This is a genomic window from Qipengyuania sp. MTN3-11, from assembly GCF_042851825.1.
GTDB lineage: Bacteria > Pseudomonadota > Alphaproteobacteria > Sphingomonadales > Sphingomonadaceae > Qipengyuania.
The window spans coordinates 1,300,009-1,322,237 of record NZ_BTGM01000001.1; the positions used below are offsets into that span (position 1 = coordinate 1,300,009).

Genomic DNA, 22,229 nt, shown 5'->3' on the forward strand with positions numbered 1-22,229 from the left:
CGGAGATGAGAGATGGAGCGGGGCGGCTATACCTACGTCCTCACCAACAAACCGCGCGGCGTGCTGTACATAGGTGTGACGGCCGACATCGATGCTCGTATGATACAGCACCGCGTGGGAAGGGGGTCTGCCTTTGCGCGCCGCTACGGTTTGAAGCTGCTGGTCTTGGTCGAGCATCACGATACGATCGAAGACGCCATCGCCCGCGAGAAGGCGATGAAAGCATGGAAGCGAGACTGGAAGATCGAGCTCATCGAGAAATCGAACCCGGACTGGCGCGACCTGTTCGAGGATATTAACCGCTAAACGAAATCCGTCACCCCAGCGAAAGCTGGGTCTCGATCCACAGGCGCGACGCGAGCGACACCAGAACCGAGCTTTTTCCGGGACGGAGGGCTACCGCACCCAGTCCAGCCCGATTTCCTCGAACATCTCCTTGTCCTCGCTCCAGCGCTCGTCGGTCTTGACGTGGAGGAATAGGTGGACCTTGCGGCCGAGCAGTTCGCTCAGTTCCTCGCGGGCGGCGGTGCCGATCTGTTTGATGCGGCTGCCGCCCTTGCCCAGCACGATCATCCGCTGGTTGTCGCGGGCCACGACGATCTGCTGGTGGATCTCGACGCTGCCGTCCTTGCGCTCGATGTATTTCTCCGGGCGCACCGCGCTGTCGTAGGGCAGTTCCTCGTGCAGCTGGGCGTAGAGCTGCTCGCGGGTGATCTCGGCCGCGAGCAGGCGCTCGGAGGCATCGGACACCTGGTCCTCGGGATACATCCATTCGCCCTCGGGCATCATCGCCGCCAGCGCCGTCTTCATTTCCGGCACGCCGTCGCCGGTGAGCGCGGAGACGAAGAACACCTCGGCGAAATCGACCTTCGCGCCCAGTTCCTGCGCCAGCGCGAGCAGCGGTTCCTTCTTCGCCCGATCGACCTTGTTCAGCACCAGCAGTTTGCGCTCGGGCCGCTTCGCCAGCGCCTCGACCAGCGGTTCCAGCTCGTGCCGCCTCTGCTTGATCGGGTCGACCAGCAGCAGCAGTGCGTCGGCCGCCTCCGCGCCTTCCCAGGCCGCGCTCACCATCGCGCGGTCGAGCTTGCGCTTGGGCGCGAAGATGCCCGGCGTGTCGACCAGCACCATCTGCGTCTCGTCCAGCAGCGCGATCCCCATCATCCGGGCGCGGGTGGTCTGCGCCTTGGCGCTGGTGATCGCGACCTTCTGGCCGACCAGCTGGTTGACCAGCGTGCTCTTGCCAGCATTGGGCGCGCCGATCACGGCGACGACGCCGCACCGGGTCTGCTTTTCCGAACTCACGCGTATTTCTCCATGAATGCCTTGGCCGCGGCCTTTTCCGCCTCGCCCTTGCTGCTCGCCGAGCCCTCGGCCTCGCCGACCCGGTGGACGCTCACCCGGACGGTGAATTTCGCCGCATGGTCGGGGCCGGAGCGGTCGACCACCTCGTATTCGGGCGGCTTGCGCCGGCTGCCCGCGGCCCATTCCTGCAGCGCGGATTTGGGGTGCTTCTTTACCCCCGCGCCGCTTTCGAGCGCCGGGCGCCACAGGACATGGACCAGATCGCGCGCGCTGGCAAAGCCGTGTTCGAGGAATTGCGCGCCAAGCAGGCTTTCCATCACGTCGCCGAGGATGTTGTCGCTGTCGCGCCCGCCATCGGCATGGGCCTGCTTCGAAATGCGGATATGCTCGGCGAGGCCGATGCCGCGGGCGATGCGCGCGCACATCGCGCGGCTGACCAGCGCGTTGAGCCGCTGCGACAGCCGGCCCTCGGGCGCATCGCTGCGGGCGTAGAGCCAGTCGGCGATGGCGAGGCCGAGCACCCGGTCGCCGAGGAATTCGAGCCGCTCGTAATCGCGCGCCTCGCCCATGCTGCCGTGGGTCAGCGCGGCCTGCCATAGCGCCTCGTCGCGGACCGTGTAGCCGGTGGCTTCCAGCCAGGCGCGGGCCTCGGGCGAAAGTCCGCCGCTCACAGCAGGTTCCCGATCCGGCTCCACCGCGCGGCAGTGAGCCAGGTCCAGGGCTTGGCCCATTCCGCGCTGCCGTCGGTCGACCACAGGATCATGCTCGCCCGCCCGACCAGCAGATCGGCGGGGACCAGACCCACCCCGCCACGCGCCTGCGCTGGAAAGCGGCTGTCCTGCGAATTGTCGCGGTTGTCGCCCATGACGAACAGGCGGCCCTCGGGCACCGTGACCGGGCCGAAATCGTCCGCCGCCGTGCGGCCGAGGTCGATCACCGGATAGGTGGGCCCCGCGGGCAGCGTCTCGAACGCCACGGGATAGAGGCAGGCCTTCGCGCCGTTTGCATCCGTCACGGGGGCGCGGCCGTGGCAGGAAGTGTTGGGCGACACCGGAACGCGCAGCAGTTCGGGCGTGCTTCGAGCCAGCACGCGCCCGTTGAGCACGACCCGCCCCTCGCGGACCGCCACCGTGTCGCCCGGCAGGCCGATTACCCGCTTGATGTAGTCGGTCCCGTCGACCGGATGGCGGAAGATCACGACCTCGCCGCGCTCGGGCAGGCCGGCGAAGACGCGTCCGGGGATCAGCTTCGCCCCGAAGGGCAGCGACAGGTCGGAATAGCCGTAGGGCCATTTCGCCGCGACCAGATAGTCGCCCACCATCAACCGCGGCAGCATGCTTTCCGAAGGGATGGTGAAGGGGGCGAAGAGGAAGCTGCGGAAGGCGAGCACGCCGAGCACCACCAGCGCGAGGAAGCGCAGATAGCTGCCCCAGCTTTCTCGCTCCTCGTCCTCCCCCGTATCGACCCGGGGTTCGTCCGGGGCCACGGCGTTGCCGTCGATCGTCGATGCGGGGTTGCGGGCCATCGGGGCCGGCTCTACCCGCGCTGGCGACACCGGAAAAGGACTTTAACCGTGCCCAAATCCGCCGACGATGCCGTTTCCGCCGCATGGACGCATCTCGAAGGGCTGCCGCGCCCCACCTTGAGCGAACTGTTCAGCGCCGAGCGCGACGGAGGCGAAGGCCGAGACGAGCCGGGTGGGACCGAGCGCGTGGCGATGCTCTCCGGCCGGATCGCATGGGGGGAAGGCGATACGGCCGGCGGCGTGCTGTTCGACTGGTCCAAGACCCATCTGGACAGCGCGCTGCTGGACGGCTTCGAGCGGCTGGCGGAGGCGTGCGGTTTCGCGGACAAACGCGCCGCCTTGCTATCCGGCGAGAAGGTCAACGTCACCGAGGGCCGCGCCGCCACCCACACCGCCGAGCGCGGGACGGGCAAGGATAGCGACGTCGAGGAAGCGGACGCGCTCCACCGGCGCATGAAGCTGCTGGTCGAGGCGATCCATGGCGGCGCGCTGGGCGATGTCAGGCATCTCATCCACGTCGGCATCGGTGGCAGCGCGCTGGGACCGGCGCTGGCCGTGGACGCCTTGACCCGCGATCTCGCCAAGGTCGATGTCCATGTCGTCTCGAACATCGACGGGGTGGCGCTGGAACAGGCCTTCGCCGCCTGCGACCCGGCGACGACCATGGTCGCGGTGGCGAGCAAGACCTTCACCACGATCGAGACCATGACCAACGCCGCCAGCGCGCTCAGATGGCTGGAGGAGGGCGGGGTGGCCGATCCCTCGGGCCGGGTGGTCGCGCTCACTGCCTCGCCCGAAAAGGCGGTCGAATGGGGTGTCGACGAAACCCGCGTCCTGCCCTTCCGCGACAGCGTCGGCGGGCGCTATTCGCTGTGGTCGTCCATCGGCTTTCCGGTCGCGCTGGCGGTCGGCTGGGACGAGTTCGAGGCGATGCTGGCGGGCGCGCAGGCGGTCGACCGCCATTTCGCCGAGGCCGACGGGCGGGCCAACCTGCCGCTGCGCGCCGCTTTCGCCGACCGCTACTACGCCCGCATCCGCGGCTGCCAGACCCGCGCGGTCTTCGCCTACGACGAGCGGCTGGGGCTGTTCCCCGACTACCTCCAGCAGCTCGAAATGGAGAGCAACGGCAAGCGCGTCACCGCCGAGATGCGTCCCGTGGACGAGCCCACCGCGCCCGTCACCTGGGGCGGCGTCGGCACCGATGCGCAGCACGCGGTCTTCCAGCTGTTGCACCAGGGCACCCATCTGATCCCGGTCGACTTCATCGCCAGCGTGGCGCCGGGCGACATGCTCGATCCCGCGCACCACCGCATCCTGCTGATGAACTGCTTCGCGCAAGGCGCCGCGCTGATGGCGGGCGACAAGGGTACCGATCCCGCGCACCATTTCCCCGGCGACCGCCCCAGCGCAACGATCCTGTGCGACGACCTCGACGCCGCCACGCTCGGCGCGCTGATCGCCTTCCACGAACATCGCACCTTTGCCAACGCGGTGCTGATGGGCATCAACCCCTTCGACCAGTTCGGAGTCGAGCTCGGCAAGCAGATGGCGAAGGCGATTGAGCGGGGCGAGGGGAATTTCGATGCGAGCACGGCGGCGTTGGTGGAGGCGGCAGGACTGGCTTAGGCGAGACGGGCCGCATGGACGATATGCATGATCCATACAATATCGCCATCCACCCGGTATTGGATCGCATGACTTCCATGAAATCGCTGGCGGACGTTTGGGGCAAAAGGAAATCGAGCGATGGGATATCGGAGTGGGAATTCTCCTAGACCAATGCAGGCGTCTCGCAATTCAAGCACGAAACTCTTTGCTCTAACCGGATTGTCGCGAGCAATATGATCGCCGATTGCTTCGAGATCGTCGCTCGCTTGGCGAGTGAATTTGACTATCACGTGGTCTTGTCGATCATCGCCTGATACTTGCCCTCAAGTCGGTCGAACACCTCCTCCGCTGGCGTTACCCGTCCTGCGGCAATGTCCTCCTCGGCTCGGGCCAGAGCGGCCTCGATACCCGCCAGCCGCGCCTCGCGGTCCTGGATCAGGCGGACGCCTTCGCGAAGAACTTCGCTCTTGGAATTGTAGCGGCCATTGCTGACGAGCTTGGCGATGAAATCTTCGAGCGGCTTGCCCAGGTCGGCGCTAATCATGACACTTCACTCCTCACACTTATCAACTATTATCAAAACCTCGCCATTCAGGCAATTGACTTTTTGCACCGCAGCATCCACATGGCGCGTATCGAGACGCCCGCCAGCGTGAAGCGGCGGTGGCGAGACAGCCACAAGCCCCGGCAGCCTCTCGGTCCTTTTTCCAAAGCTTCCCTTTTCACGCGGGCGGTTTTCAAACCCCGCGACGCGCGCTGCAAAGATGCTGCGCGCCCATCGCACATATGCGAGTTACCATGACACAATTCACCGATCTCGGGCTGTCGCAGCCCGTTCTCCAGGCCCTCGACATGAAGGGCTATTCCACGCCGACGCCGATCCAGGCGCAGGCCATTCCTTCCGTGCTCGCCGGGCGCGACCTGCTCGGCATCGCCCAGACCGGCACCGGCAAGACCGCCGCCTTCATGCTGCCCAGCATCGACCGGCTGCGCGAGGCGGACCGGCAGACGCCGTTCAAGAGCTGCCGCATGCTGGTGCTCGCCCCGACGCGCGAGCTCGCCGGGCAGATCGCCGACAGCGCCAAGGATTACGGCGCGATGGCTGGGCTCAAGGTCCAGTCGATCGTCGGCGGCACCTCGGTCAACAAGGATCGCAACAAGCTGCACCGCGGCACAGACATCCTCGTCGCCACGCCCGGCCGCCTGCTCGACCTGATCGACCAGAAGGCCTTCGTGCTCGACAAGGTCGAGATTCTCGTCCTCGACGAGGCGGACCAGATGCTCGATCTCGGCTTCATCCATGCGTTGCGGCGGATCAGCCAGCTGGTTCCGGCCGAGCGCCAGACGCTGTTCTTCTCCGCCACCATGCCAGCGCAGATCAAGGAACTGGTGGGCAAGTACTGCCACGATCCGGTGACCGTTTCCGTGACCCCCGCCGCCACCACGGCGGAGCGGATCGACCAGTATCTGTTCATGGTCCAGCAGGACGAGAAGCAGACCCTGCTCGAGATGATCCTGAAAGGCCAGCACCAGGTGCCCGGCAAGTTCGAGCGCGTGCTCGTGTTCGCGCGGACCAAGCACGGCTGCGACCGCGTGGTGAAGACCCTCGCTCGGGCCGGGATCGCCGCCAATGCGATTCATGGCAACAAGAGCCAGCCGCAGCGCCAGCGCGCGCTCGACGAGTTCAAGCGCGGCAAGACCCCGGTGCTGGTCGCGACCGATGTCGCCGCGCGCGGGATCGACATTCCCGGCGTCAGCCACGTGATCAACTACGAGCTGCCCAACGTTCCGGAGCAATATGTCCATCGCATCGGCCGCACGGCCCGCGCGGGCCGCGACGGCATCGCCATCGCCTTCTGCGCCGAGGACGAGCGCGATTATCTCAAGGACATCCGCAAGAACACCGACGCGGAGTTCGAGCGCCTGCCGCTGCCGGACAATTTCCGCGCCGTGGTCGAGGGCGTGGGACCGACCAAGCGCCCGCCTCCCGGCCAGCGGATGAAGAAGCCGCGGGTCACGCCCACGGGCGACGCAGCACGTCGCGCCAAGCCGAAGAACAAGCATCCCGAACGCAAGGGGCGCCCCGGCGGTGCCGGCGGCGGTGACGGCCGATCGCAGGGCGAACGGCCCGGCGGCGGTGGCCGTAACCGGAACCGGAACCGGAACCGCAACCGCGGCGGCGGCGGTGGTGCGCGCCGGGAGGGGTAAACGCGAGCCGCGTGGTGGGCTTCGCCTCGAACCCCGGGGTGGACAGGCTCCATCGCGAGGCGCAAGGCCTTCGGCACGGGTTACCAACGGACGAAGCGAATGAATTCCGGCTTCAAGGCCAAGATAACGCCGATCGATCGCATCCAGGAAAACCTCGTCGCCCGGATCGAGCGACGGGTGCTGAACTGGCTCTGCGCCCGGCTGCCGCGCTGGGTCACGCCCGACATGCTGACCGGCACCGGCATTGTCGGTGCGTTCATGGTGTTCGGGGGCTATGCCGGCAGCAATGTCGACCGGAACTGGCTGTGGCTCGCGGTCGCGGGATATCTGGTGCACTGGTTGGGGGATTCCCTCGACGGCAGCCTAGCCCGGTTCCGCAAGATCGAGCGCCCCCGATACGGCTATTTCCTCGATCACAGCTGCGACGGGTTCGCCACCACCCTGCTGGTGGTGGGCATCGGCCTCACGCCCTATGTCGAGCTCGAGGCGGCGCTGATCGCGCTGGCGGGATACCTGCTCATGTCAATCCACGCCTTCCTCTCGGTCAGGGTGCTGGGAGAGCTGCGGCTTTCCTATCTCAATGCCGGGCCGACCGAGCTGCGCATGGTGCTGATCGCGCTGACCGTCTGCATGTATGCCGCTGGCCGCGAACCGCCGCTGATCGGGGCGCTCAACGTGTTCGATCTGTTCGTCGGCGGCGTCGGCATCTGTCTCATCGCTCTGTTCCTGGTCCAGACTAGGCGGATCGCCGCCCGGCTGGCGAAGGAAGAACCTCCGAGGAACTGAAGCCTATCCTGCCGCCTCGGGCTGTGGGGAAAGGATTCGCAGCTTCGCCAGAGCGTCGGGCCGGTTGTCCGCGATCCATTCGAGCATTCCTTCGCGAATGTCGCATCTGAGATCGAACAGGGTCGAGGAATCCCTGGCGCTCATCAGCAGGCGGACTTCGATCGCGTCGCGCTGGGTATCGGTGACCTGGGTGACCTGAACCCGGCCGTCCCAACGCGGGTTGGCGCGAACCTGCCGTTCGAATTCGGCGCGGATCGGGCCGATCTTCGTCGCTGGGTCGAGGTAGAGCATCACCGTGCCCAGCAGCTGCGCCGTCTTCTTGGTCCAGTTCTGGAAAGCGCTTTCGAGGAACTGCGTCGTCGGCACGATCAGCCGGCGTTCGTCCCAGATCTTGACCACCACATAGGTGGTGCGGATGTCCTCGATCCACCCCCACTCGCCCTCGATGATCACCACGTCGTCGATGTTGATCGGCTCGGTCAGCGCCATCTGCACACCGGCGATCAGGTTCTTGAGCGCCGGCTGTGCGGCGGCACCGACCGCCAGCCCGGCAAGACCCGCCGAAGCCACAAGCGTCAAACCGATATCGCGCACTCCGGGGATGGAGAGCAGCACCAGCCCCACGGTCACGAAGACGATCACGAAGGTGGCGATGCGGCTGAACATCGTCAGCTTGGTCCTGCGGCGGCGGGCGGCGAGATTGTCCGCCACGGTGATGTCGGCGCGCATCTTCATCGCCTCCACCAGTGCACGCAGGATGGCGAGGGCGATCCACCCGACGAGCGCGGGCATCACGAAGCCGGCGACCTTCTGCCAAGCGCTGTCGAAAGCGGGGATCTCGCGCGCCGTCAGCACCAGGGCCAGGGCGACGAGCGCATAGCGCGTGGGCGACGCGAGACGGCGGATCAGCACATCGTCGGATTCGCTGTCGGACCTTCGCGCCACCCGGCGCAGCAGCGCGAAGATCGCCCCGTGCAGCGCCAGTGCGACGAGGATCGCGATCCCGGCATAGGCGGCGATGTTCCAGGGATAGGGCAGCAGCCCGGCGGTCTCGACGACGCGGTCGGTGATGGGGGCGGCGATGGGGTCGGTCATGCTGTCTCCCGGCTGGTGCGTTCGGAACGGGCCGGCATCCCCTCCCAAGGACATCGTATCAATGGGCGGATCGGGCGGGGCGTTCCCGGGTGTGCATGCGCTGCCGGTTGGCAAGCGGACGACCACCCGCCATATCCGCCGCTCCCCAGCCACGGAGCCCCGGAATATGGCCGACGAATACGATTACGATCTCTTCACCATCGGCGCCGGCTCCGGGGGCGTCCGCGCCAGCCGGGTCGCGGCCGCGCACGGGGCAAAGGTGGCGATCGCCGAGGAGCACCGGGTCGGGGGAACCTGCGTCATCCGCGGCTGCGTGCCCAAGAAGATGCTCGTCTACGGCGCCCATTTCGCCGAGGATCTGGAGGATTGCCAGAAGTTCGGCTGGGAGATCGAGACCAAGACGTTCGACTGGATCAAGCTGCGCGACAACGTCCTCGCCGATGTCGACCGCTTGAACCAGGCCTACACCGACACGCTGGAAAGCCACGACGTCGCGATCTTCCACGAACGCGCGCAGCTGACCGGCCCGCACGAGATCACGCTGGCGAGCGGGCGCAAACTGACCGCGAAGACGATTCTGATCGCCACCGGCGCGCGGCCGCGGATGCCCGAGTGCGAGGGGGCGGAGCACGCCATCAGCTCCAACGAGGCCTTCCATCTCGACGCCTTGCCGAAAAAGATCATCATCGCCGGCGGAGGCTATATCGCCAATGAATTCGCCGGGATATTCAACGAGTTCGGCTGCGATGTTCACATCGTCAATCGCGGCGACAAATTGCTTCGCCATTACGACGAGGCGGTGCGCGACCGGCTGCTGCAGATCAGCACGATGAAGGGGATCAAGTTCCGCTTCAACACCACATTCGAATACATCAAGCCCTGCGACGAGGGCGGCTATTTCGTCAAGATGTCCGACTGCGAGGAGGAGAAGGCCGATCTCGTCATGTTCGCCGTCGGCCGGATGCCCAACACCGAGGGGCTGGGGCTCGACAAGGCCGGCGTCGAGCTGGGCGAGAGGGGCGAGGTCAAGGTCGACCGCTTCAGCAAGACCAATGTCGACCACATCTATGCCGTCGGCGATGTCACCGACCGGGTCCAGCTGACCCCGGTGGCGATCCGCGAGGGCCAGGCCTTCGCCGACACCGTGTTCGGCAAGGGCGATCCGGTCGCGGTCGACCACGGCTGCATCCCGGCGGCGGTGTTCAGCCACCCGCCGATCGCCGCGGTCGGGATGACCGAGGGGGAAGCCAAGAACAAACTCGGCAGCGTGAAGGTCTATCTGTCGGATTTCCGGCCGATGAAGAACGTCCTCGCCGGCCGCAACGAGCGCAGCCTGATCAAGATGATCTGCGACGGCGACAGCGGCCGGATCGTCGGCATCCACATGATCGCCCCCGAAGCGCCCGAGATGATGCAGGCCGCCGCGATCGCGGTGAAGGCGGGGCTGACCAAGGCCGATTTCGACGCCACCTGCGCGATCCATCCGACCATGGCGGAAGAGCTGGTGCTGATGCGCTGAGGGGAGGAGGGCGTCGGTGCAAAGCGGACCATCCGCGAGCAACCCGTTCTGGACGGAAGGGGGCGTTTCAGCTGACGGCCCCATTGCGGACGTTCGGAGACAGTCGTGATCGGAGAGCTTGGCGAAACAGAATCGCTCTGCCACACTCTGCCACGGCATTGGGGGCAAGATGGACAAGTTCGAATATGTAGTCGCTCTCGCTGCAGTAATTACAGGTTTGGGCCTTAGTGATGTGGCAGTGAGTTTGCATCGACTGCTAAAGCGTCGGGCCGGCGTTGTTTGGGATTGGCTTCCAATCACGCTCGCCCTCTATGCCAGCATGGTCCTCATGCGGCTATGGTATCAGCTGTGGTCGGTGCGCGAGGTGCCCGTCGTGACTGGGCTACCCTTCGTGGCGGTGGTAGTTGTGCAGACGCTGCTGCTCGTACTCGTCATGTCGGCAGCCTTGCCTGACGAGGACGACTTTAAGCGCGGCCGGGTTGACCTTCGAGCCTATTATGCAACGCAAAGCCGGTACATCTGGTCGATGTATCTGCTGTTCGTGTCGATGTGGATCGCGACCCACTTTTATTTTGAAGGTCCTGAAAGACTGATCGAGTTGGATTTTTACGCCTTCTTCTTGATGCCGCTGGTTCTCACTGCCGTGGCCGTGGTGGTCGCCCGCCGATGGCAGGCCGTCATTCTCGGATTTTTGGTTTTGCAAGAAGCGGTGATAAAGTGGGACTTCTTCGGCCTGTGGGGTTAACCATCTCTATCGACTTGGCTCCGAGGAATCCGAATTGCCGCTTGCCACCCCAATTCCAGTCCACCATTCCGACCGGGCGACGAGACCATAGCAGTCATTCGCCATAGGGTTTCGTTCTTCTGACGCCCAGTATGTCCGGCTCCACACCAGCCGTGCGTGCAGTGCCTCGGGCCATCCGCCGCCCGTCGCCAGCGCTTCCACCGCCTGCGGCGAGGTCTGGAGGCCGAAGCCTCGGTCAGGCCGGCGATACTCGCGCCGACGACGAGGAAATCCGCCTCTCTCATGAACGCGCTAGATTGGTGTCGGCCATGGCGAAGCGACAGGCACCGGCGATCTCTGCCGCCAGCGTCGGGCCAGATTCGCGGGGCACGGTATCCCTGCGAGATTGCCACACCTCCCGTGCCTGCATAAGACTGACGGGGAATCGATCTCGGGAGCCGCTACGTGAACATGCTGGCATCGCGCGGACAATTGCGCGCGAGTTTCCTCCGCTGGGCGCTGCTGACGGTGCCGCTGTGCCTCCTGGGCCTGATTCCCGGCGCGATCTGGAACGCGGACACCGCCTGGTTCCAGGCGCTCGAAAAGCCCGCCATCTTCCCGCCCGGGGCGGTGTTCGGGATCGTCTGGACGACGCTCTACGTGCTGATGGGCCTCGCTTTCGCGCTGGTCTGCGCGGCCTGGGGCGCACGCGGGCGAACCGCGGCGATCGTGGTCTTTCTGGTCCAGCTGGTGCTCAATTTCCTCTGGACCCCGGTGTTCTTCGGGGCGTTCGAGATCACCGGGGGGCTCGCCGTGATCGGGGTGGTGGCCCTGCTGGTGGCGATGGCGACGCTGCTGTTCTGGAAGATCCGGACGCTGGCCGGCGTGTTGATGCTCCCCTATCTGGCGTGGGTCCTGTTCGCCGGGGTGCTCAACTTCCAGTTCCTCCAGCTCAATCCGCAGGCCGACGGCGGCTTCGCGGACAGTCCGGCCGACCGGGTGCGGATCGCCGATTGAACCCGGGCCGCGACGGGCCTAGATAGCGTCCATGCAAAGCCAGAACCCGCTGATCGCCGATTTCGTCAAGCTCGCCAATTCGGCCGCGGGCACCTTCGCCGGGATAACACGCGAAGCGCGCGAGACCGCCCGCGAGCGGGTCAGGGAGAGCTTCGGCGGGATGGATTTCGTCGGCCGCGAGGAATTCGACGCCGTCAAGGCCATGGCCAGCAAGGCGCGCGAGGAGAACGAGAAGCTCGCCGACCGGATCGCCGCGCTGGAGGCGCGCATCGGCGGCGGTTGACAAAGGTTTGTCGGGGACCCGGCGCTCCGGTCCCGGGAGTTGAGGGGGTATCATTCAGGACACCCCTCATGTTCACGCAACTCGATCCCCCTATACCCCTCCATGTCCTCGGAAAGGGCGATGGTTATGCGCTCGCCGTCATCGATTACGGCCAGGAACACAATCTGATCTGGGTCACCGCGATCGACGCCACGGGCGAGATCTGGTGCGCGCCCAATCCGGAGGTGAGGATGCAGGCGAACTGGTCGATGGGCCGGGCTGCCAACACCGCGACCAAGGCGTCCAAGGAGTCGTTGGCGCGCTGATCCCGCCGGGCTAGAGCCGCCGGAATGCACCTGCGCGCGCCTGCCATCCTCCTCGGCTCTCGCCCGCATGGAGAGACAGCCGTCATCGCGCGCATGCTGACCGAGGAGGCGGGGCTGGTCGCCGCCTATGTCGCCGGCGGGCGCGGCAGGCGATTGCGGCCGGTGATGATCCCCGGAAATGTGGTCGCGGCGGATATCCGCTCGAAGACCGATAGCCAGCTGCCGTTCGCCCGACTGGAACTGATGACGAGCAGGGGGCCTTTCCTGTCCGAACCGCTGCCTGCAGCCGCGATCGCCTGGAACTGCGCGCTCACCGCCACGAGCCTCGCCGAACGCAGCGCCTACCCGCAGATATACCATGCGCTGTCAGCGCTTCTCGATGCGATTTGCAGCGCCCCTTCGGCGCGGGGCTGGGTTGAGGCTCAGGTCGGATACGAAACGCTGCTGCTGCGCGAGCTCGGCTATGGCGCCGATATAGCGCGGCCAACGGTCGCCGATCTGGCGCAGGGGCTCGACCGGCTGGAAGCGCTCACCCGGCCGATCGCCGCCTATCTCCTCGGCGATGCGCGGGCCGATGTCCTTGCGGCGCGGGTCCAGCTTCTCGAACGGCTGCGGCGGATGGTGTGAGACGCACCGGTCGTACGGCCACCCCGCGATGCTATTTCCAGCCTTCCAGCCAGGTCCACCGCAGGAAGGACATGGGGCCATCGAGCGGCGCGGCGGTGAGGATCGGGTAGTAGAATGCGAACAGCACGACGCTGCCGGCCAGCGGAAGCACCGCCAGCCGCCGCCTGCCGCTGCGCCACAGCGCGTCGAGCGCCAACGCCAGCGCCGCGAGCAGGAACATGCTCGGCAGGAAATAATGGTAGTAGAACTGGATCGGCTTGTCGGCGACGATCCAGAAACCGAGGCTGATCGCGTAGAGCAGTACCACGGCGCCAGCCGCCCGGTCCCTGGCCGAAATCGCCCGCTGCGCGCACCACAAGAGTGCGGGAACGCCCAGCAGCATGGTCAGGGGATTGCCGACCAGCAGGATGCCCCGCTGGGCCCCGTCGGCGACCTCGTAGAGATACCAGATGGCCCGGCTGTTGAGCACCCATTGCGGCCAGGTGCTCTGGTAGGGGTGGGCCTGGATCACGCTCGATTGCAACCCGAGGATCTGCTCGTGGAGGGCGATCAGATTTGCTGCGCCCTCATTCGATCCGATCGCCATGCTGGCGAAATGCCACGCGGGCGCGAAGGTCGCGGCATAGACCGCCAGCGGGACCACACCGAGCCACAATGCAGCCTCGACCAGCGTGATGCCCGGCACCGGCGCCCCGCGGCGGCTCAGCAGCAGCCGTCGCCGTCCGGCCCGCCAGCGCAGCACCACGAAGGCGAGGCCGGGCAGCATCGCCAGCGGAACCGCGTTCCACTTCGCGCCCATCGCGAGCCCCAGCGCCGCGCCGGCCAGCGCCAGTCGCCAGCGTCCGGTCTCGGGCTCGCGCATCGCCGCCGCGCATTGCCAGTAGGCGAGCGCGAGGAAGGCGACGAAGAACACGTCGAGCATCGCGATCCGGGAGTGGACGAAAAGGTGAAAGCCGGTGGCGACGAGCACGCCGTAGGCAAGCGTGGCGAACCGGCTCAGCGTGGCGAACCACAGCGCGCGCATTGCGGCATAGAGCGCGCAGGTCCCCGCCACCCAGGGCATGATCCGCCAGCCGAGCGGACCGTCGCCGAACAGGGCGATGCCCAGCGCGATGAATTCCTTGCCGAGCAGCGGATGCTCGCGGTTGACGTAGTCTCCCAGCGCCAGAAGCTGGCGCGCGGCGGGAAGGTAATGGACCTCGTCGAAATAGGGCGCGCCGGGGATCGTGAGCCTGACCCAGGCCAGCGTCGCAAAAAGGGCGCACAATCCCGCCGACCAAGCCATCGGATCGCGCGGTTGCGGGGGCGGCTGGGTCATCCGCGCCTCCCTATGCCGGGACCGTCGGGCGGGCAAGCGCTTCGCCGGGGGGGAGGGAGAGGGTGAGCGTGATTGCCGACGTCGGCGACGAACCGCTCGACCCGTGAATCGAACGGCTCGGGAACTTTAGCTGGTCAACCGCGTCGCCATATTACAAGATCGGGTTGGCATTCGGCCATCAGCGCGGCGGCACGTCGGGCAAAATCGAGGAACGAAGGGAAGCAACGCATGCGTATCAAGACAGTGGCCTTCGCTGCTGCGGCACTCGGACTGGCAAGCGCGCCGGTCCTCGCCGCCGAACGGCAATCCGCCCCGATCCAGGGCGAGCAGGATCTGGTTGGCGTCAGCCCGGTCCTTCTGGTCCTGGCGGCTGCTGCCGTGATCGGCGGTATCATCCTTATCGCGGATGACGACGACGAACCGGTCAGCCCCTGATCGCCATCTGAATTCGATTTCGATGAAAAGGCGGGGCCCGGTGCTCCGCCTTTTCTGTTGCCCTCTTCAAGCCGCGTGACCTAACGCGGCGGCGATGAAGAAAACCACCGGCACCGACCGTTCGATTACCCGCAACTGGCGTCCCGCGACGCAGGCCGTCCGCGGCGGCACCTGGCGCAGCGAACACGGCGAGACCAGCGAAGCGCTGTTCCTCACCTCGGGCTATACCTACGACAACGCGCAGACCGTCGCCGACCGCTTCGCCGGCGAAGCGGAGGGCATGACCTATTCGCGCCTCCAGAACCCGACCGTGGCGATGCTGGAAGAGCGGATCGCGCTGATGGAGGGGGCCGAGGCCTGCCGCGCGCAGGCGAGCGGCATGGCGGCGATGACCACCGCGCTGTTGTGCCAATTGTCCGCCGGAGATCATGTGGTCGCCGCCAGAGCCGCCTTCGGCTCGTGCCGCTGGCTCGTCGATCACCTCTGCCCGCGCTTCGGGATCGAGAGCACGACGATCGACAGCGCCGACAATGCCGCCTGGGAAGCCGCGATCCGTTCCAACACCAAGGTCTTCTTCTTCGAGACCCCGGCCAATCCCACCCTCGACGTCGTCGACATGGAATTCGTCTGCAAGCTGGCGAAGTCGCACGGCATCGCGACGGTGGTCGACAATGCCTTCGCCACCGCCGCGCTCCAGCGGCCGCTGGAGTTCGGTGCCGACGTGGTCGCCTATTCGGCGACCAAGCTGATGGACGGGCAGGGCCGGGTACTGGCGGGCGCGGTCTGCGGCACGCGGGAGTTCATCGACGACGTGCTGCTTCCCTTCCAGCGCAACACCGGCCCCAATTGCGCGCCGTTCAACGCCTGGGTGGTGCTGAAGGGGCTCGAGACACTGTCGCTGCGGGCCCATCGCCAGAGCGAGAGCGCGCTCGATCTCGGCCGTTTCATCGAGGACCGGATGGCTTCGGGCGGCGGCCGCATCCTCCATCCTGGCCTGCCAAGCCATCCGCGCCACGAACTCGCGGCGCGGCAGATGGACGCCTTCGGCCCGATCTTCGCCTTCGACGTCGGCAGCCGCGAAAAGGCCTTTGCCGTGCTCGACGCGCTCGAACTGATCGACATCTCGAACAACATCGGCGACGCACGCAGCCTGATGTGCCACCCGGCCAGCACCACCCATGCCGGAATGACGGCCGAGGATCGCGCCGCGATGGGCGTCACCGAAGGCCTGCTGCGCATCAATATCGGGCTGGAGGATGTCGAGGATCTGCGAGAGGATCTCGATCGCGCGTTGCGAGCCGGGGGGACGTAACAGCCCCTAAGATGATCGCCGGCCCGGTTGCTGCCGGTATCAGCGGTGGCGGCCGAGCGTCACCATGCCGGCCGTGTCCCGCAGGATATGGCGGAAAAATGCCATCCAGACTCGCATTGGCTGTCTCCCCTTGCGTGCTGGTCTCGGGTTGTGCACGCGCAACCTGTCCCAAAGCCCAAGAATTCCGGTTACTCCGGATTAACCGTGTTCGGTGTCGCGCCGGCAGGTTTTCCCCGAAGCTTGCGGTCAGAGCCCCTTGAGACCCGCGCGAGAGGCGCTACCTTGGCAGGCGTGATCAAGGAGCTCTTCCAGCATGCCGCCATCACCGACGGGATCACCGTTCGGGTGTCGGTCAATTTCCTGCCCGAACAATCGCAGCCCGAGCTGGGCAAGTGGTTCTGGGTCTATCACATCCGTATCGAGAACGGCAGCCACGAGGTCGTGAAGCTGTTCACCCGCCACTGGCGGATCACCGATGCGCGCGGTGCCGTCGCCCATGTCGACGGGCAGGGCGTGGTGGGGGAGCAACCGCTCCTCCGTCCGGGCGAGGCGCACGACTACGTTTCGGGATGCCCGCTGGAAACGCCCTACGGCTCGATGGAAGGCTTCTACACCTTCCACCGCGAGGACGGCTCGCCGCTCGAGGTAAGGATACCCTTCTTCCCGCTCAGCGCCCCCGCGACCGCGAACTAGGACCTTCGCGAATCAGGATGGCCGCGAACCTGGTCAGCCGATTTCTGGCTCGTCGTCCGGTTCGTCGAACTGGAAGTCGCCGGTCTTGATCTTCGGCGTCAGACCGAGCCAATCCGCCAGCATCTCGAGGTCGCGCTCCACCGGCCAGGTCGCCAGCGCGGCGCGGGATTTGTCGAGCCGAAGGACGAGGTTCTTCTTCTTCGCCCGCAGCGCGCTGGTCGTCAGCGAGACCTTCGACGACGCGCCGAGCTGTCGTGCCAGCCGGAAGGCGAGCCCCCAGCCGACCGCTTCGCGCAGATCGTCGTCGCCGGCGAGCTCGCGCAGCGCATCGGGCAGCGCGGTGCGCCCGAGGCTGCCGAACAGCGCCGCGCAGATCATCGCGCGACCGCGCGCGTCGAGCCAGATCCAGCGCTTGTCGAGCGCCCATTCGGTCGCGTAATTGAGTCGCAGATTGGGCTCGACCCGGTGTAGCGCGATCGCCAGCTGCCCGGCGGCGAGACGCAGCCGCTCGCTCGTCTCGCCGTCTCCATGCGCCATGTCGGCCGTCCACGCGGCAAGCAGCGTGGCATCGGTGATGGTCGCATAGCGCTGGGAGGCGAAAGCGCTGATGGCGGCGATCAGCGGGTCGCGTGCCTTGTCCAGCGGATCGAGGCGGTCGTAGATCAGTCCCTCGCGCAATCCCCAGGAAGAGAAGACCAGCTTGCTCGGACCCAGTTCCTTGAGGAGGACCTGAAGCAATGCGGCGGCATCGGGCAGCTTTTCCGCGCGCATGGGGGACACACCGCGGACTTCGACCAGCTTGGCCGGCTTGCTACGAACCAGCTTGGCAGCGAGTTCGTTCGCCTCTTCCACGCTCATCTCGAAGCTGTGCGGATCCGTCAGCGGGTATTTGCGCGCCCGCATGGCGCAGGCGGCGAAGGCGCGCCAGGTGCCCCCGATCATGTAGAGCGGCCCGTCATGCGCACCGCTCCAGCCTTCCTTGGCGAGAAGCTCCACGACCCGGCGGCGAAAATGGGCCTTCTTGCGCAGAGCCGACAGCCGCAGCGTGCCGAGCGGCAGGCTGACCCCGTCCTTGCATTCGCCATCGCCGATGGCGATCAGTTCGAGGCTGCCGCCGCCCAGATCGGCCACCGTGCCGCGGGCATCGCGAAAGGCGGCGATCGCGCCCATGGCCGACAACCGGGCCTCTTCCGGCCCGTCGAGCAGGCGGACGTCGAAGCCAGTTTCGGCGGCGCGGCGCATAAATTCGGGACCGTTGGTCGCATCGCGCGCCGCCGCGGTCGCGACCACGTCGACCTGCTCGATCCCCAGGTCCTCGACGATGTGGCGATAGCGGGCGATGGCCGCGATCGCCTCTTCCATCGCCTCTTCGGGAATGGCCCCTCCGGTGCCGCTCAGCGCCTTGCCGAGCTGGGGGGCGACCTTCTCGTTCCACAGGGTGATCGGCGCGCGCAGCGGCCCGCCGTAGATCACCAGCCGCACCGTGTTCGATCCGATGTCCACCACCGCACGGCGCGGCAGCGGGCGTTCGGGTCGCACCCGGCGGTTGCTGCTGCTGTTCAAGAGGGCCTCTTCGCCAGGCTGAGTTCGGGCACGTCGTGTTCCTCGATAGCGGCGCCGCGGCCGGACAGGGATGGATTGCTCATGAAATAGTCGTGGCAGTTGAACCCGTCGGGGCCCTGGGTCTGGCGCAGATACTCGCCGTCGGGCATCAGTTTCCAGCTCCGCTCGGTATCGAGGATGTTGGCGAGCATGACCTGGTCCAGGACCTGGTCGTGGACCGTGCGGTTGGTCACCGGTACCGCCACCTCGACCCGGCGCATGAGGTTGCGGCTCATCGCATCGGCGGAGGTGATGTAGATCCGCGCGCCCTCGTTGGGCAGCATGGCGCCGTTGCCGAAGACCCAGATGCGGGTGTGTTCGAGGAACCGGCCGATGATCGACTTGACGGTTATGTTCTCGGACAGGCCCGGCACGCCGGCACGCAGCGAACAGATGCCGCGCACCACCAGCACCACCTGAACCCCCGCCTGGCTCGCCTGGTAGAGCCGGTCGATCGTGCCTTGCTCGGTCAGCGAGTTCATCTTGAGCCAGATCGCGGCCGGCCGCCCTTCGCGCGCGGCTTCGGTCTCCGCCTCGATCAGCGCATAGAGCTTTTCGCGCAGGTCCAGCGGCGAGATCGCGAGCAGTTCCAGATCATGCGGTTCGACATAGCCGGTGATGTAGTTGAACATCTTGGCGGCATCGCGGCCATAGGCGGCATCGGCGGTGAAATAGGAAAGGTCGGTGTAGATCTTGGCGTTGACGGGGTGGTAATTGCCGGTGCCGAAATGGCAGTAGGTGCGGTAGCCCTCCTCCTCGCGCCTGACCACCAGGCTGACCTTGGCGTGGGTCTTCAGCTCCTGGATGCCGTAGATCACCTGCACGCCCGCGCGCTCGAGTTCGCTCGCCCAGCGCAGGTTGCGTTCCTCGTCGAAGCGGGCCTTCAATTCGACCACGGCGGTCACCGCCTTGCCGTTCAGCGCCGCCTCGATCAGCGCGGCGATCACCGGCGACTGGTCCCCGGCGCGGTAGAGCGTCTGCTTGATCGAGACCACCGCCGGGTCGTGCGCCGCCTGCTGGAGGAAGTCGACCACGACGTCGAAGCTCTCGAAGGGGTGGTGGATGACGATGTCCTTCTCGCGGATCGCCGCGAAGCAGTCGCCGTCGTGTTCCAGGATGCGTTCGGGATAGCGCGGGGCGAAGGGCTTGAACTTGAGATCGGGCCGCGGCTCGTCGCAGATCGCGTCGAGATCGTGGAGCCCCAGCATCCCGGCGGATTTGACCACCATCGCCGCCTCGATGTCGAAACAGTCGCGCAGCAGCGTCTCGGCGGTGGCGTCGCATTCGTCGTCGAGCTCGAGCAGCACGGCGCGGCCCCGGCGGCGGCGTTGGATGGCGCTGCGGAACACGCGCACCAGGTCCTCGGCCTCCTCTTCGACCTCCATGTCGCTGTCGCGCAGCACGCGGAAATTGCCGTCGCCGAGGATTTCGAAGCCGGGGAACAGCAGCTCCGCATGCTCGACGATCAGCTTCTCGATGGCGACGTAGATCGCCTTCCTCCCCGGCACGCGGACGAAGCGCGGGGCGCCGCTGGGGATCAGCACCATCTCCATCAGCTCGGGCTGCGGCGCGGGGCGGCCGAGGCGGAAGATGAGCCCCATCCCGAGGTTCTGGACGAAGGGGAAGGGGTGGCTGGGGTCGATCGCCTGGGGCGTGATCAGCGGCAGGATGTCGCTTTCGAAATAGGCGCGGCACCAGGCCTGCTTCTTGTCCGAAAGCTCGGCGATCTCGGGCAGCTGGATGCCCTCGGCGTCGAGCTCGCGGCGCAGCGCGGCGAGCGCCTTCTGCTGGCGTTTCTCCAGTGCGACCACCTTCTTGCGGATCGCGACGAGCTGCTGGCGCGGGGTGCGCCCGTCGATCGCGGTCTCCTCGATCCCGCGGCTCGCCAGCCCCTCCAGCCCGGCGATGCGGATCATGGTGAACTCGTCGAGATTGCTCGCCGAGATCGACAGGAACCGCAGCCGCTCGAGCAGCGGGAAGCGGTCCGCCTCGGCCTCGGCCAGCACCCGGCTGTTGAAGGCCAGCCACGACAGCTCGCGGTTGAAGTAGCGCTCGCCCGGATCGGATGGCGGATTGGCCGGCGGATCGACAGGCAGATCGGCCGGCGGTTCCGGCGGCGGCGCTTCCGGCATCGCGTCGGGCGCGGTCATCGGCTCGGCCGGGGCATCCTGAGGGCTCTCATCCATGGCGCGCGTGGCTCTAGTCGGCACCATCCCCTCCTGCCAGCGACGACAGGCTACGGTCAAACTTATGTTACATCCGCGCGCAGCCAGGCCAGCGCGCCGGCCTCCAGCCCCTTGAACTTGGGCCAGCCGTCGGGATCGTCGGCCAGCGGGGCGCAGAGTAGCGCGGTGCCCTCGGGCAGCTGCCACTTGATCCGGTGGTAGAGCTTCGAACGGGTGAGGGGGGAGCGCACCAGCCACAGCCCGTCCGCCAGCGGATGCCCGTCGCCGTGAAGCTCCAGCGGCCCCGCGGGCGCGGCGGCGGGATCGTGCCAGATCAGATAGAGCGCCTGTTCCTCGTCCATGCACAACCAATGCGGCGCGGCGGCAAAGGTTCAGGGAAAGGGCGGGGGCGACCCTGCTATCCGTCCCCGCCGTCGCGCGCGGGTTCGCCGCCATCCCCCTCGCGGTGTTCGAGCATCGCCGGTTCTCCGCGTGCCAGCCGATCGGCGAAGTGGCGGGAGAGCGCGCATTCGCGGGTCTCGGAGGGTTCGGCGGGATCGGCGCGCGCGGGGCGGGGCGGCTGGCCCGCCAGCACCTCGGCGCGGATGCGTTCGTAGACGGGGTGGCCGGGGCGGATGTGGTCGGAATAGCGCTCGGGCCGGCGGTTCCTGAGGAAGAACATCACCAGCGCCTCGTTGTGCTTCGTGCCGTAGGTGATCAGCCCACCGTCGCCGTCGGTCTTCCACACGGGCGTCCCCTCGATCGCGCGGGCGAGCGCGCTGTCCTCCAACCGCGCGATGCCGAGGTCGAGCGCCGCCTCCCAGGCCGCCGCGAACCCTTCCGCCCCGGGCCGGTGCTTGAGCTTGTAGAGCGCCTCCATCGACTTGCCGACCTTCATCGCCGCCTGCGTGACGATGCCGGTGGCGGCAAGCTGCGCGATGAAGGCGCGCTGGACGTCCGGCGTGATCGAGTTCGCGCGCGGCGCCGCGTGGAGGTAGGGTGCGAAATCGAGCAGCGGATCGTCCTGCTCGGGCGGCGCGGCGCGGTGCGCGACTGCGGAGGTGGCCTGGCGGGGGGTTTTTCGTTTGGCCTCAAGCGCCGGCGCTCGCGTGCGCTCGCTCAGGCTATCCTCGCTCCCTTCGGTCGCTGCGGGCGGCCTTGCAGGTGTGCTCCGCACGTCTGCGCCTTTGGCTTCGACTCCGCCCTTGCGGTCCGCTTTGCAGGTGGCGCTACGCGCCGTCGGCGCTTCGCTTCGACTCCGCGGACCGAGCTCCGCAGCTTTCCCGCGTGCCTTCCTCTCAGTCATGGCGCGAGAAACCGAGGCGTAGCCGTGGCAAGCGCGACTGCGCGCCTGAGCCAATGGGAGGGAATCGGTGCGAAGCGGAGATGGCCGGAAGGCCAACCCAAGGCGGACGCGTCGCGCCCGGCGCTTGAGGGATCAAACGAAAGGCTCGGAGGGGTGCGGTCGGGCATGACCACGGTGAGGTTGCAGAATTTTGGCGTGTAGGAAAATGATTTGTATTGCAGGGGCCGGATGGGGCGATTAGCTAGTCGATACCTCTTAGTTGGGTTTTGCCCTGCTCTGGGTGAGCTCTATGCCGGGTGTTTAGCCAGGCTGTATTTCGTTGCGTGAGAATGGGCGCCGATTTCGGAATCCGGAGTCGTCACCGGCCTGTCTTCGCGTCACGGCGCCGACTCCGGATTC

General features: G+C 66.7%; 24 protein-coding genes. 13 read left to right on the forward strand and 11 right to left on the reverse strand.

Annotated elements, in window-relative coordinates; translation table 11 throughout:
- Positions 1-12: 12 nt before the first annotated feature.
- Positions 13-306, forward strand: a complete 294-nt coding sequence (locus tag ACGHN1_RS06235; protein ID WP_390549349.1) for a GIY-YIG nuclease family protein — start codon at positions 13-15, stop codon at positions 304-306.
- 90 nt (positions 307-396) lie between these two features.
- Here ACGHN1_RS06235 and era read toward each other — a convergent pair whose 3' ends face one another.
- The 3 genes from era to lepB are packed head-to-tail and all read right to left on the reverse strand — an operon-like array spanning position 397 to position 2,827.
- The gene (era, locus tag ACGHN1_RS06240; protein ID WP_390549351.1) at positions 397-1,302 is read right to left on the reverse strand and encodes a GTPase Era; all 906 of its coding nucleotides are present in this window, start codon (positions 1,300-1,302) and stop codon (positions 397-399) included.
- Positions 1,299-1,973: a ribonuclease III gene (gene rnc, locus ACGHN1_RS06245; protein WP_390549353.1), complete on the reverse strand. Its 675-nt coding sequence runs from the start codon at positions 1,971-1,973 to the stop codon at positions 1,299-1,301. The genes era and rnc overlap by 4 nt, the downstream gene beginning before the upstream one ends.
- A complete protein-coding gene (lepB, locus tag ACGHN1_RS06250; RefSeq protein WP_390549354.1) occupies positions 1,970-2,827 on the reverse strand; it encodes a signal peptidase I in 858 nt (285 codons plus the stop codon). The genes rnc and lepB overlap by 4 nt, the downstream gene beginning before the upstream one ends.
- A 48-nt stretch (positions 2,828-2,875) precedes the next feature.
- Between lepB and pgi the strand changes: the two genes are divergently transcribed.
- On the forward strand, positions 2,876-4,453 hold the full coding sequence (gene pgi, locus ACGHN1_RS06255; protein WP_390549356.1) for a glucose-6-phosphate isomerase: 1,578 nt from the start codon (positions 2,876-2,878) through the stop codon (positions 4,451-4,453).
- Here the strand turns inward: pgi and ACGHN1_RS06260 are convergent.
- Complete coding sequence (locus ACGHN1_RS06260) at positions 4,450-4,725, reverse strand: type II toxin-antitoxin system RelE/ParE family toxin (RefSeq protein WP_390549358.1); 276 nt, start codon at positions 4,723-4,725, stop codon at positions 4,450-4,452. The two genes, pgi and ACGHN1_RS06260, sit on opposite strands and share 4 nt — an antisense overlap.
- Positions 4,722-4,979 carry a type II toxin-antitoxin system ParD family antitoxin gene (locus tag ACGHN1_RS06265; RefSeq protein WP_390549360.1) on the reverse strand — a complete coding sequence of 86 codons (258 nt, stop codon included), beginning with the start codon at positions 4,977-4,979 and terminating at the stop codon, positions 4,722-4,724. The genes ACGHN1_RS06260 and ACGHN1_RS06265 overlap by 4 nt, the downstream gene beginning before the upstream one ends.
- A gap of 254 nt (positions 4,980-5,233) precedes the next feature.
- Between ACGHN1_RS06265 and ACGHN1_RS06270 the strand changes: the two genes are divergently transcribed.
- Together ACGHN1_RS06270 and ACGHN1_RS06275 are read left to right on the forward strand one after the other, a co-directional pair.
- Positions 5,234-6,643: a DEAD/DEAH box helicase gene (locus ACGHN1_RS06270; RefSeq protein ID WP_390549362.1), complete on the forward strand. Its 1,410-nt coding sequence runs from the start codon at positions 5,234-5,236 to the stop codon at positions 6,641-6,643.
- A 99-nt stretch (positions 6,644-6,742) separates the two neighbouring features.
- The gene (locus ACGHN1_RS06275) at positions 6,743-7,429 is read left to right on the forward strand and encodes a CDP-alcohol phosphatidyltransferase family protein (RefSeq protein WP_390549364.1); all 687 of its coding nucleotides are present in this window, start codon (positions 6,743-6,745) and stop codon (positions 7,427-7,429) included.
- A 3-nt stretch (positions 7,430-7,432) separates the two neighbouring features.
- Here ACGHN1_RS06275 and ACGHN1_RS06280 read toward each other — a convergent pair whose 3' ends face one another.
- Positions 7,433-8,524, reverse strand: a complete 1,092-nt coding sequence (locus tag ACGHN1_RS06280) for a mechanosensitive ion channel family protein (RefSeq protein ID WP_390549366.1) — start codon at positions 8,522-8,524, stop codon at positions 7,433-7,435.
- Positions 8,525-8,690: 166 nt separating this feature from the next.
- Here ACGHN1_RS06280 and gorA point away from each other — a divergent pair, with 166 nt between their 5' ends.
- The 6 genes from gorA (at position 8,691) to ACGHN1_RS06310 (ending at position 12,999) form a co-directional block, all read left to right on the forward strand.
- Positions 8,691-10,043, forward strand: a complete 1,353-nt coding sequence (gene gorA, locus ACGHN1_RS06285) for a glutathione-disulfide reductase (protein ID WP_390549368.1) — start codon at positions 8,691-8,693, stop codon at positions 10,041-10,043.
- Positions 10,044-10,161: 118 nt separating this feature from the next.
- Positions 10,162-10,788: a hypothetical protein gene (locus tag ACGHN1_RS06290; RefSeq protein ID WP_390549370.1), complete on the forward strand. Its 627-nt coding sequence runs from the start codon at positions 10,162-10,164 to the stop codon at positions 10,786-10,788.
- Between the two features lie 450 nt (positions 10,789-11,238).
- Positions 11,239-11,784 carry a TspO/MBR family protein gene (locus tag ACGHN1_RS06295; RefSeq protein WP_390549795.1) on the forward strand — a complete coding sequence of 182 codons (546 nt, stop codon included), beginning with the start codon at positions 11,239-11,241 and terminating at the stop codon, positions 11,782-11,784.
- A 31-nt stretch (positions 11,785-11,815) separates the two neighbouring features.
- On the forward strand, positions 11,816-12,067 hold the full coding sequence (locus tag ACGHN1_RS06300) for an accessory factor UbiK family protein (protein ID WP_390549372.1): 252 nt from the start codon (positions 11,816-11,818) through the stop codon (positions 12,065-12,067).
- A gap of 68 nt (positions 12,068-12,135) precedes the next feature.
- Entirely contained in the window at positions 12,136-12,372 is a 237-nt protein-coding gene (locus ACGHN1_RS06305) for a hypothetical protein (protein ID WP_390549374.1), read from the forward strand.
- A gap of 24 nt (positions 12,373-12,396) precedes the next feature.
- Entirely contained in the window at positions 12,397-12,999 is a 603-nt protein-coding gene (locus tag ACGHN1_RS06310; RefSeq protein WP_390549376.1) for a DNA repair protein RecO, read from the forward strand.
- A gap of 31 nt (positions 13,000-13,030) precedes the next feature.
- Here ACGHN1_RS06310 and ACGHN1_RS06315 read toward each other — a convergent pair whose 3' ends face one another.
- A complete protein-coding gene (locus ACGHN1_RS06315; protein ID WP_390549378.1) occupies positions 13,031-14,317 on the reverse strand; it encodes a phospholipid carrier-dependent glycosyltransferase in 1,287 nt (428 codons plus the stop codon).
- 228 nt (positions 14,318-14,545) lie between these two features.
- Between ACGHN1_RS06315 and ACGHN1_RS06320 the strand changes: the two genes are divergently transcribed.
- The 3 genes from ACGHN1_RS06320 (at position 14,546) to apaG (ending at position 16,757) form a co-directional block, all read left to right on the forward strand.
- The gene (locus tag ACGHN1_RS06320) at positions 14,546-14,752 is read left to right on the forward strand and encodes a hypothetical protein (protein ID WP_390549380.1); all 207 of its coding nucleotides are present in this window, start codon (positions 14,546-14,548) and stop codon (positions 14,750-14,752) included.
- Positions 14,753-14,846: 94 nt separating this feature from the next.
- Complete coding sequence (locus ACGHN1_RS06325; RefSeq protein WP_390549382.1) at positions 14,847-16,064, forward strand: trans-sulfuration enzyme family protein; 1,218 nt, start codon at positions 14,847-14,849, stop codon at positions 16,062-16,064.
- Between the two features lie 294 nt (positions 16,065-16,358).
- Positions 16,359-16,757, forward strand: a complete 399-nt coding sequence (gene apaG, locus ACGHN1_RS06330; RefSeq protein ID WP_390549797.1) for a Co2+/Mg2+ efflux protein ApaG — start codon at positions 16,359-16,361, stop codon at positions 16,755-16,757.
- 33 nt (positions 16,758-16,790) lie between these two features.
- Here apaG and ACGHN1_RS06335 read toward each other — a convergent pair whose 3' ends face one another.
- The 4 genes from ACGHN1_RS06335 to ACGHN1_RS06350 all read right to left on the reverse strand — a co-directional run bounded on the left by ACGHN1_RS06335 (position 16,791) and on the right by ACGHN1_RS06350 (position 21,701).
- Positions 16,791-18,320, reverse strand: a complete 1,530-nt coding sequence (locus ACGHN1_RS06335) for a Ppx/GppA family phosphatase (RefSeq protein WP_390549384.1) — start codon at positions 18,318-18,320, stop codon at positions 16,791-16,793.
- On the reverse strand, positions 18,317-20,545 hold the full coding sequence (locus tag ACGHN1_RS06340) for an RNA degradosome polyphosphate kinase (RefSeq protein ID WP_390549386.1): 2,229 nt from the start codon (positions 20,543-20,545) through the stop codon (positions 18,317-18,319). Before ACGHN1_RS06340 ends, ACGHN1_RS06335 begins: the two co-directional genes overlap by 4 nt.
- Positions 20,546-20,607: 62 nt before the next feature.
- Positions 20,608-20,886 (reverse strand): hypothetical protein, encoded by a 279-nt coding sequence (locus ACGHN1_RS06345; protein ID WP_390549388.1) that lies wholly within the window; start codon positions 20,884-20,886, stop codon positions 20,608-20,610.
- A 56-nt stretch (positions 20,887-20,942) separates the two neighbouring features.
- The gene (locus tag ACGHN1_RS06350) at positions 20,943-21,701 is read right to left on the reverse strand and encodes a hypothetical protein (RefSeq protein WP_390549390.1); all 759 of its coding nucleotides are present in this window, start codon (positions 21,699-21,701) and stop codon (positions 20,943-20,945) included.
- Positions 21,702-22,229 lie beyond the last annotated feature (528 nt).

Bases quoted from the DNA above. Each gene is read 5' to 3' on its own strand.
- ACGHN1_RS06235 (WP_390549349.1), top strand. From the start codon at position 13: ATGGAGCGGGGCGGCTATACCTACGTCCTCACCAACAAACCGCGCGGC.
- lepB (WP_390549354.1), bottom strand. From the start codon at position 2,827: ATGGCCCGCAACCCCGCATCGACGATCGACGGCAACGCCGTGGCCCCG.
- ACGHN1_RS06265 (WP_390549360.1), bottom strand. From the start codon at position 4,979: ATGATTAGCGCCGACCTGGGCAAGCCGCTCGAAGATTTCATCGCCAAG.
- ACGHN1_RS06270 (WP_390549362.1), top strand. From the start codon at position 5,234: ATGACACAATTCACCGATCTCGGGCTGTCGCAGCCCGTTCTCCAGGCC.
- ACGHN1_RS06275 (WP_390549364.1), top strand. From the start codon at position 6,743: ATGAATTCCGGCTTCAAGGCCAAGATAACGCCGATCGATCGCATCCAG.
- ACGHN1_RS06280 (WP_390549366.1), bottom strand. From the start codon at position 8,524: ATGACCGACCCCATCGCCGCCCCCATCACCGACCGCGTCGTCGAGACC.
- gorA (WP_390549368.1), top strand. From the start codon at position 8,691: ATGGCCGACGAATACGATTACGATCTCTTCACCATCGGCGCCGGCTCC.
- ACGHN1_RS06295 (WP_390549795.1), top strand. From the start codon at position 11,239: ATGCTGGCATCGCGCGGACAATTGCGCGCGAGTTTCCTCCGCTGGGCG.
- ACGHN1_RS06300 (WP_390549372.1), top strand. From the start codon at position 11,816: ATGCAAAGCCAGAACCCGCTGATCGCCGATTTCGTCAAGCTCGCCAAT.
- ACGHN1_RS06305 (WP_390549374.1), top strand. From the start codon at position 12,136: ATGTTCACGCAACTCGATCCCCCTATACCCCTCCATGTCCTCGGAAAG.
- ACGHN1_RS06310 (WP_390549376.1), top strand. From the start codon at position 12,397: ATGCACCTGCGCGCGCCTGCCATCCTCCTCGGCTCTCGCCCGCATGGA.
- ACGHN1_RS06315 (WP_390549378.1), bottom strand. From the start codon at position 14,317: ATGACCCAGCCGCCCCCGCAACCGCGCGATCCGATGGCTTGGTCGGCG.
- ACGHN1_RS06320 (WP_390549380.1), top strand. From the start codon at position 14,546: ATGCGTATCAAGACAGTGGCCTTCGCTGCTGCGGCACTCGGACTGGCA.
- ACGHN1_RS06325 (WP_390549382.1), top strand. From the start codon at position 14,847: ATGAAGAAAACCACCGGCACCGACCGTTCGATTACCCGCAACTGGCGT.
- ACGHN1_RS06340 (WP_390549386.1), bottom strand. From the start codon at position 20,545: ATGGATGAGAGCCCTCAGGATGCCCCGGCCGAGCCGATGACCGCGCCC.
- ACGHN1_RS06345 (WP_390549388.1), bottom strand. From the start codon at position 20,886: ATGGACGAGGAACAGGCGCTCTATCTGATCTGGCACGATCCCGCCGCC.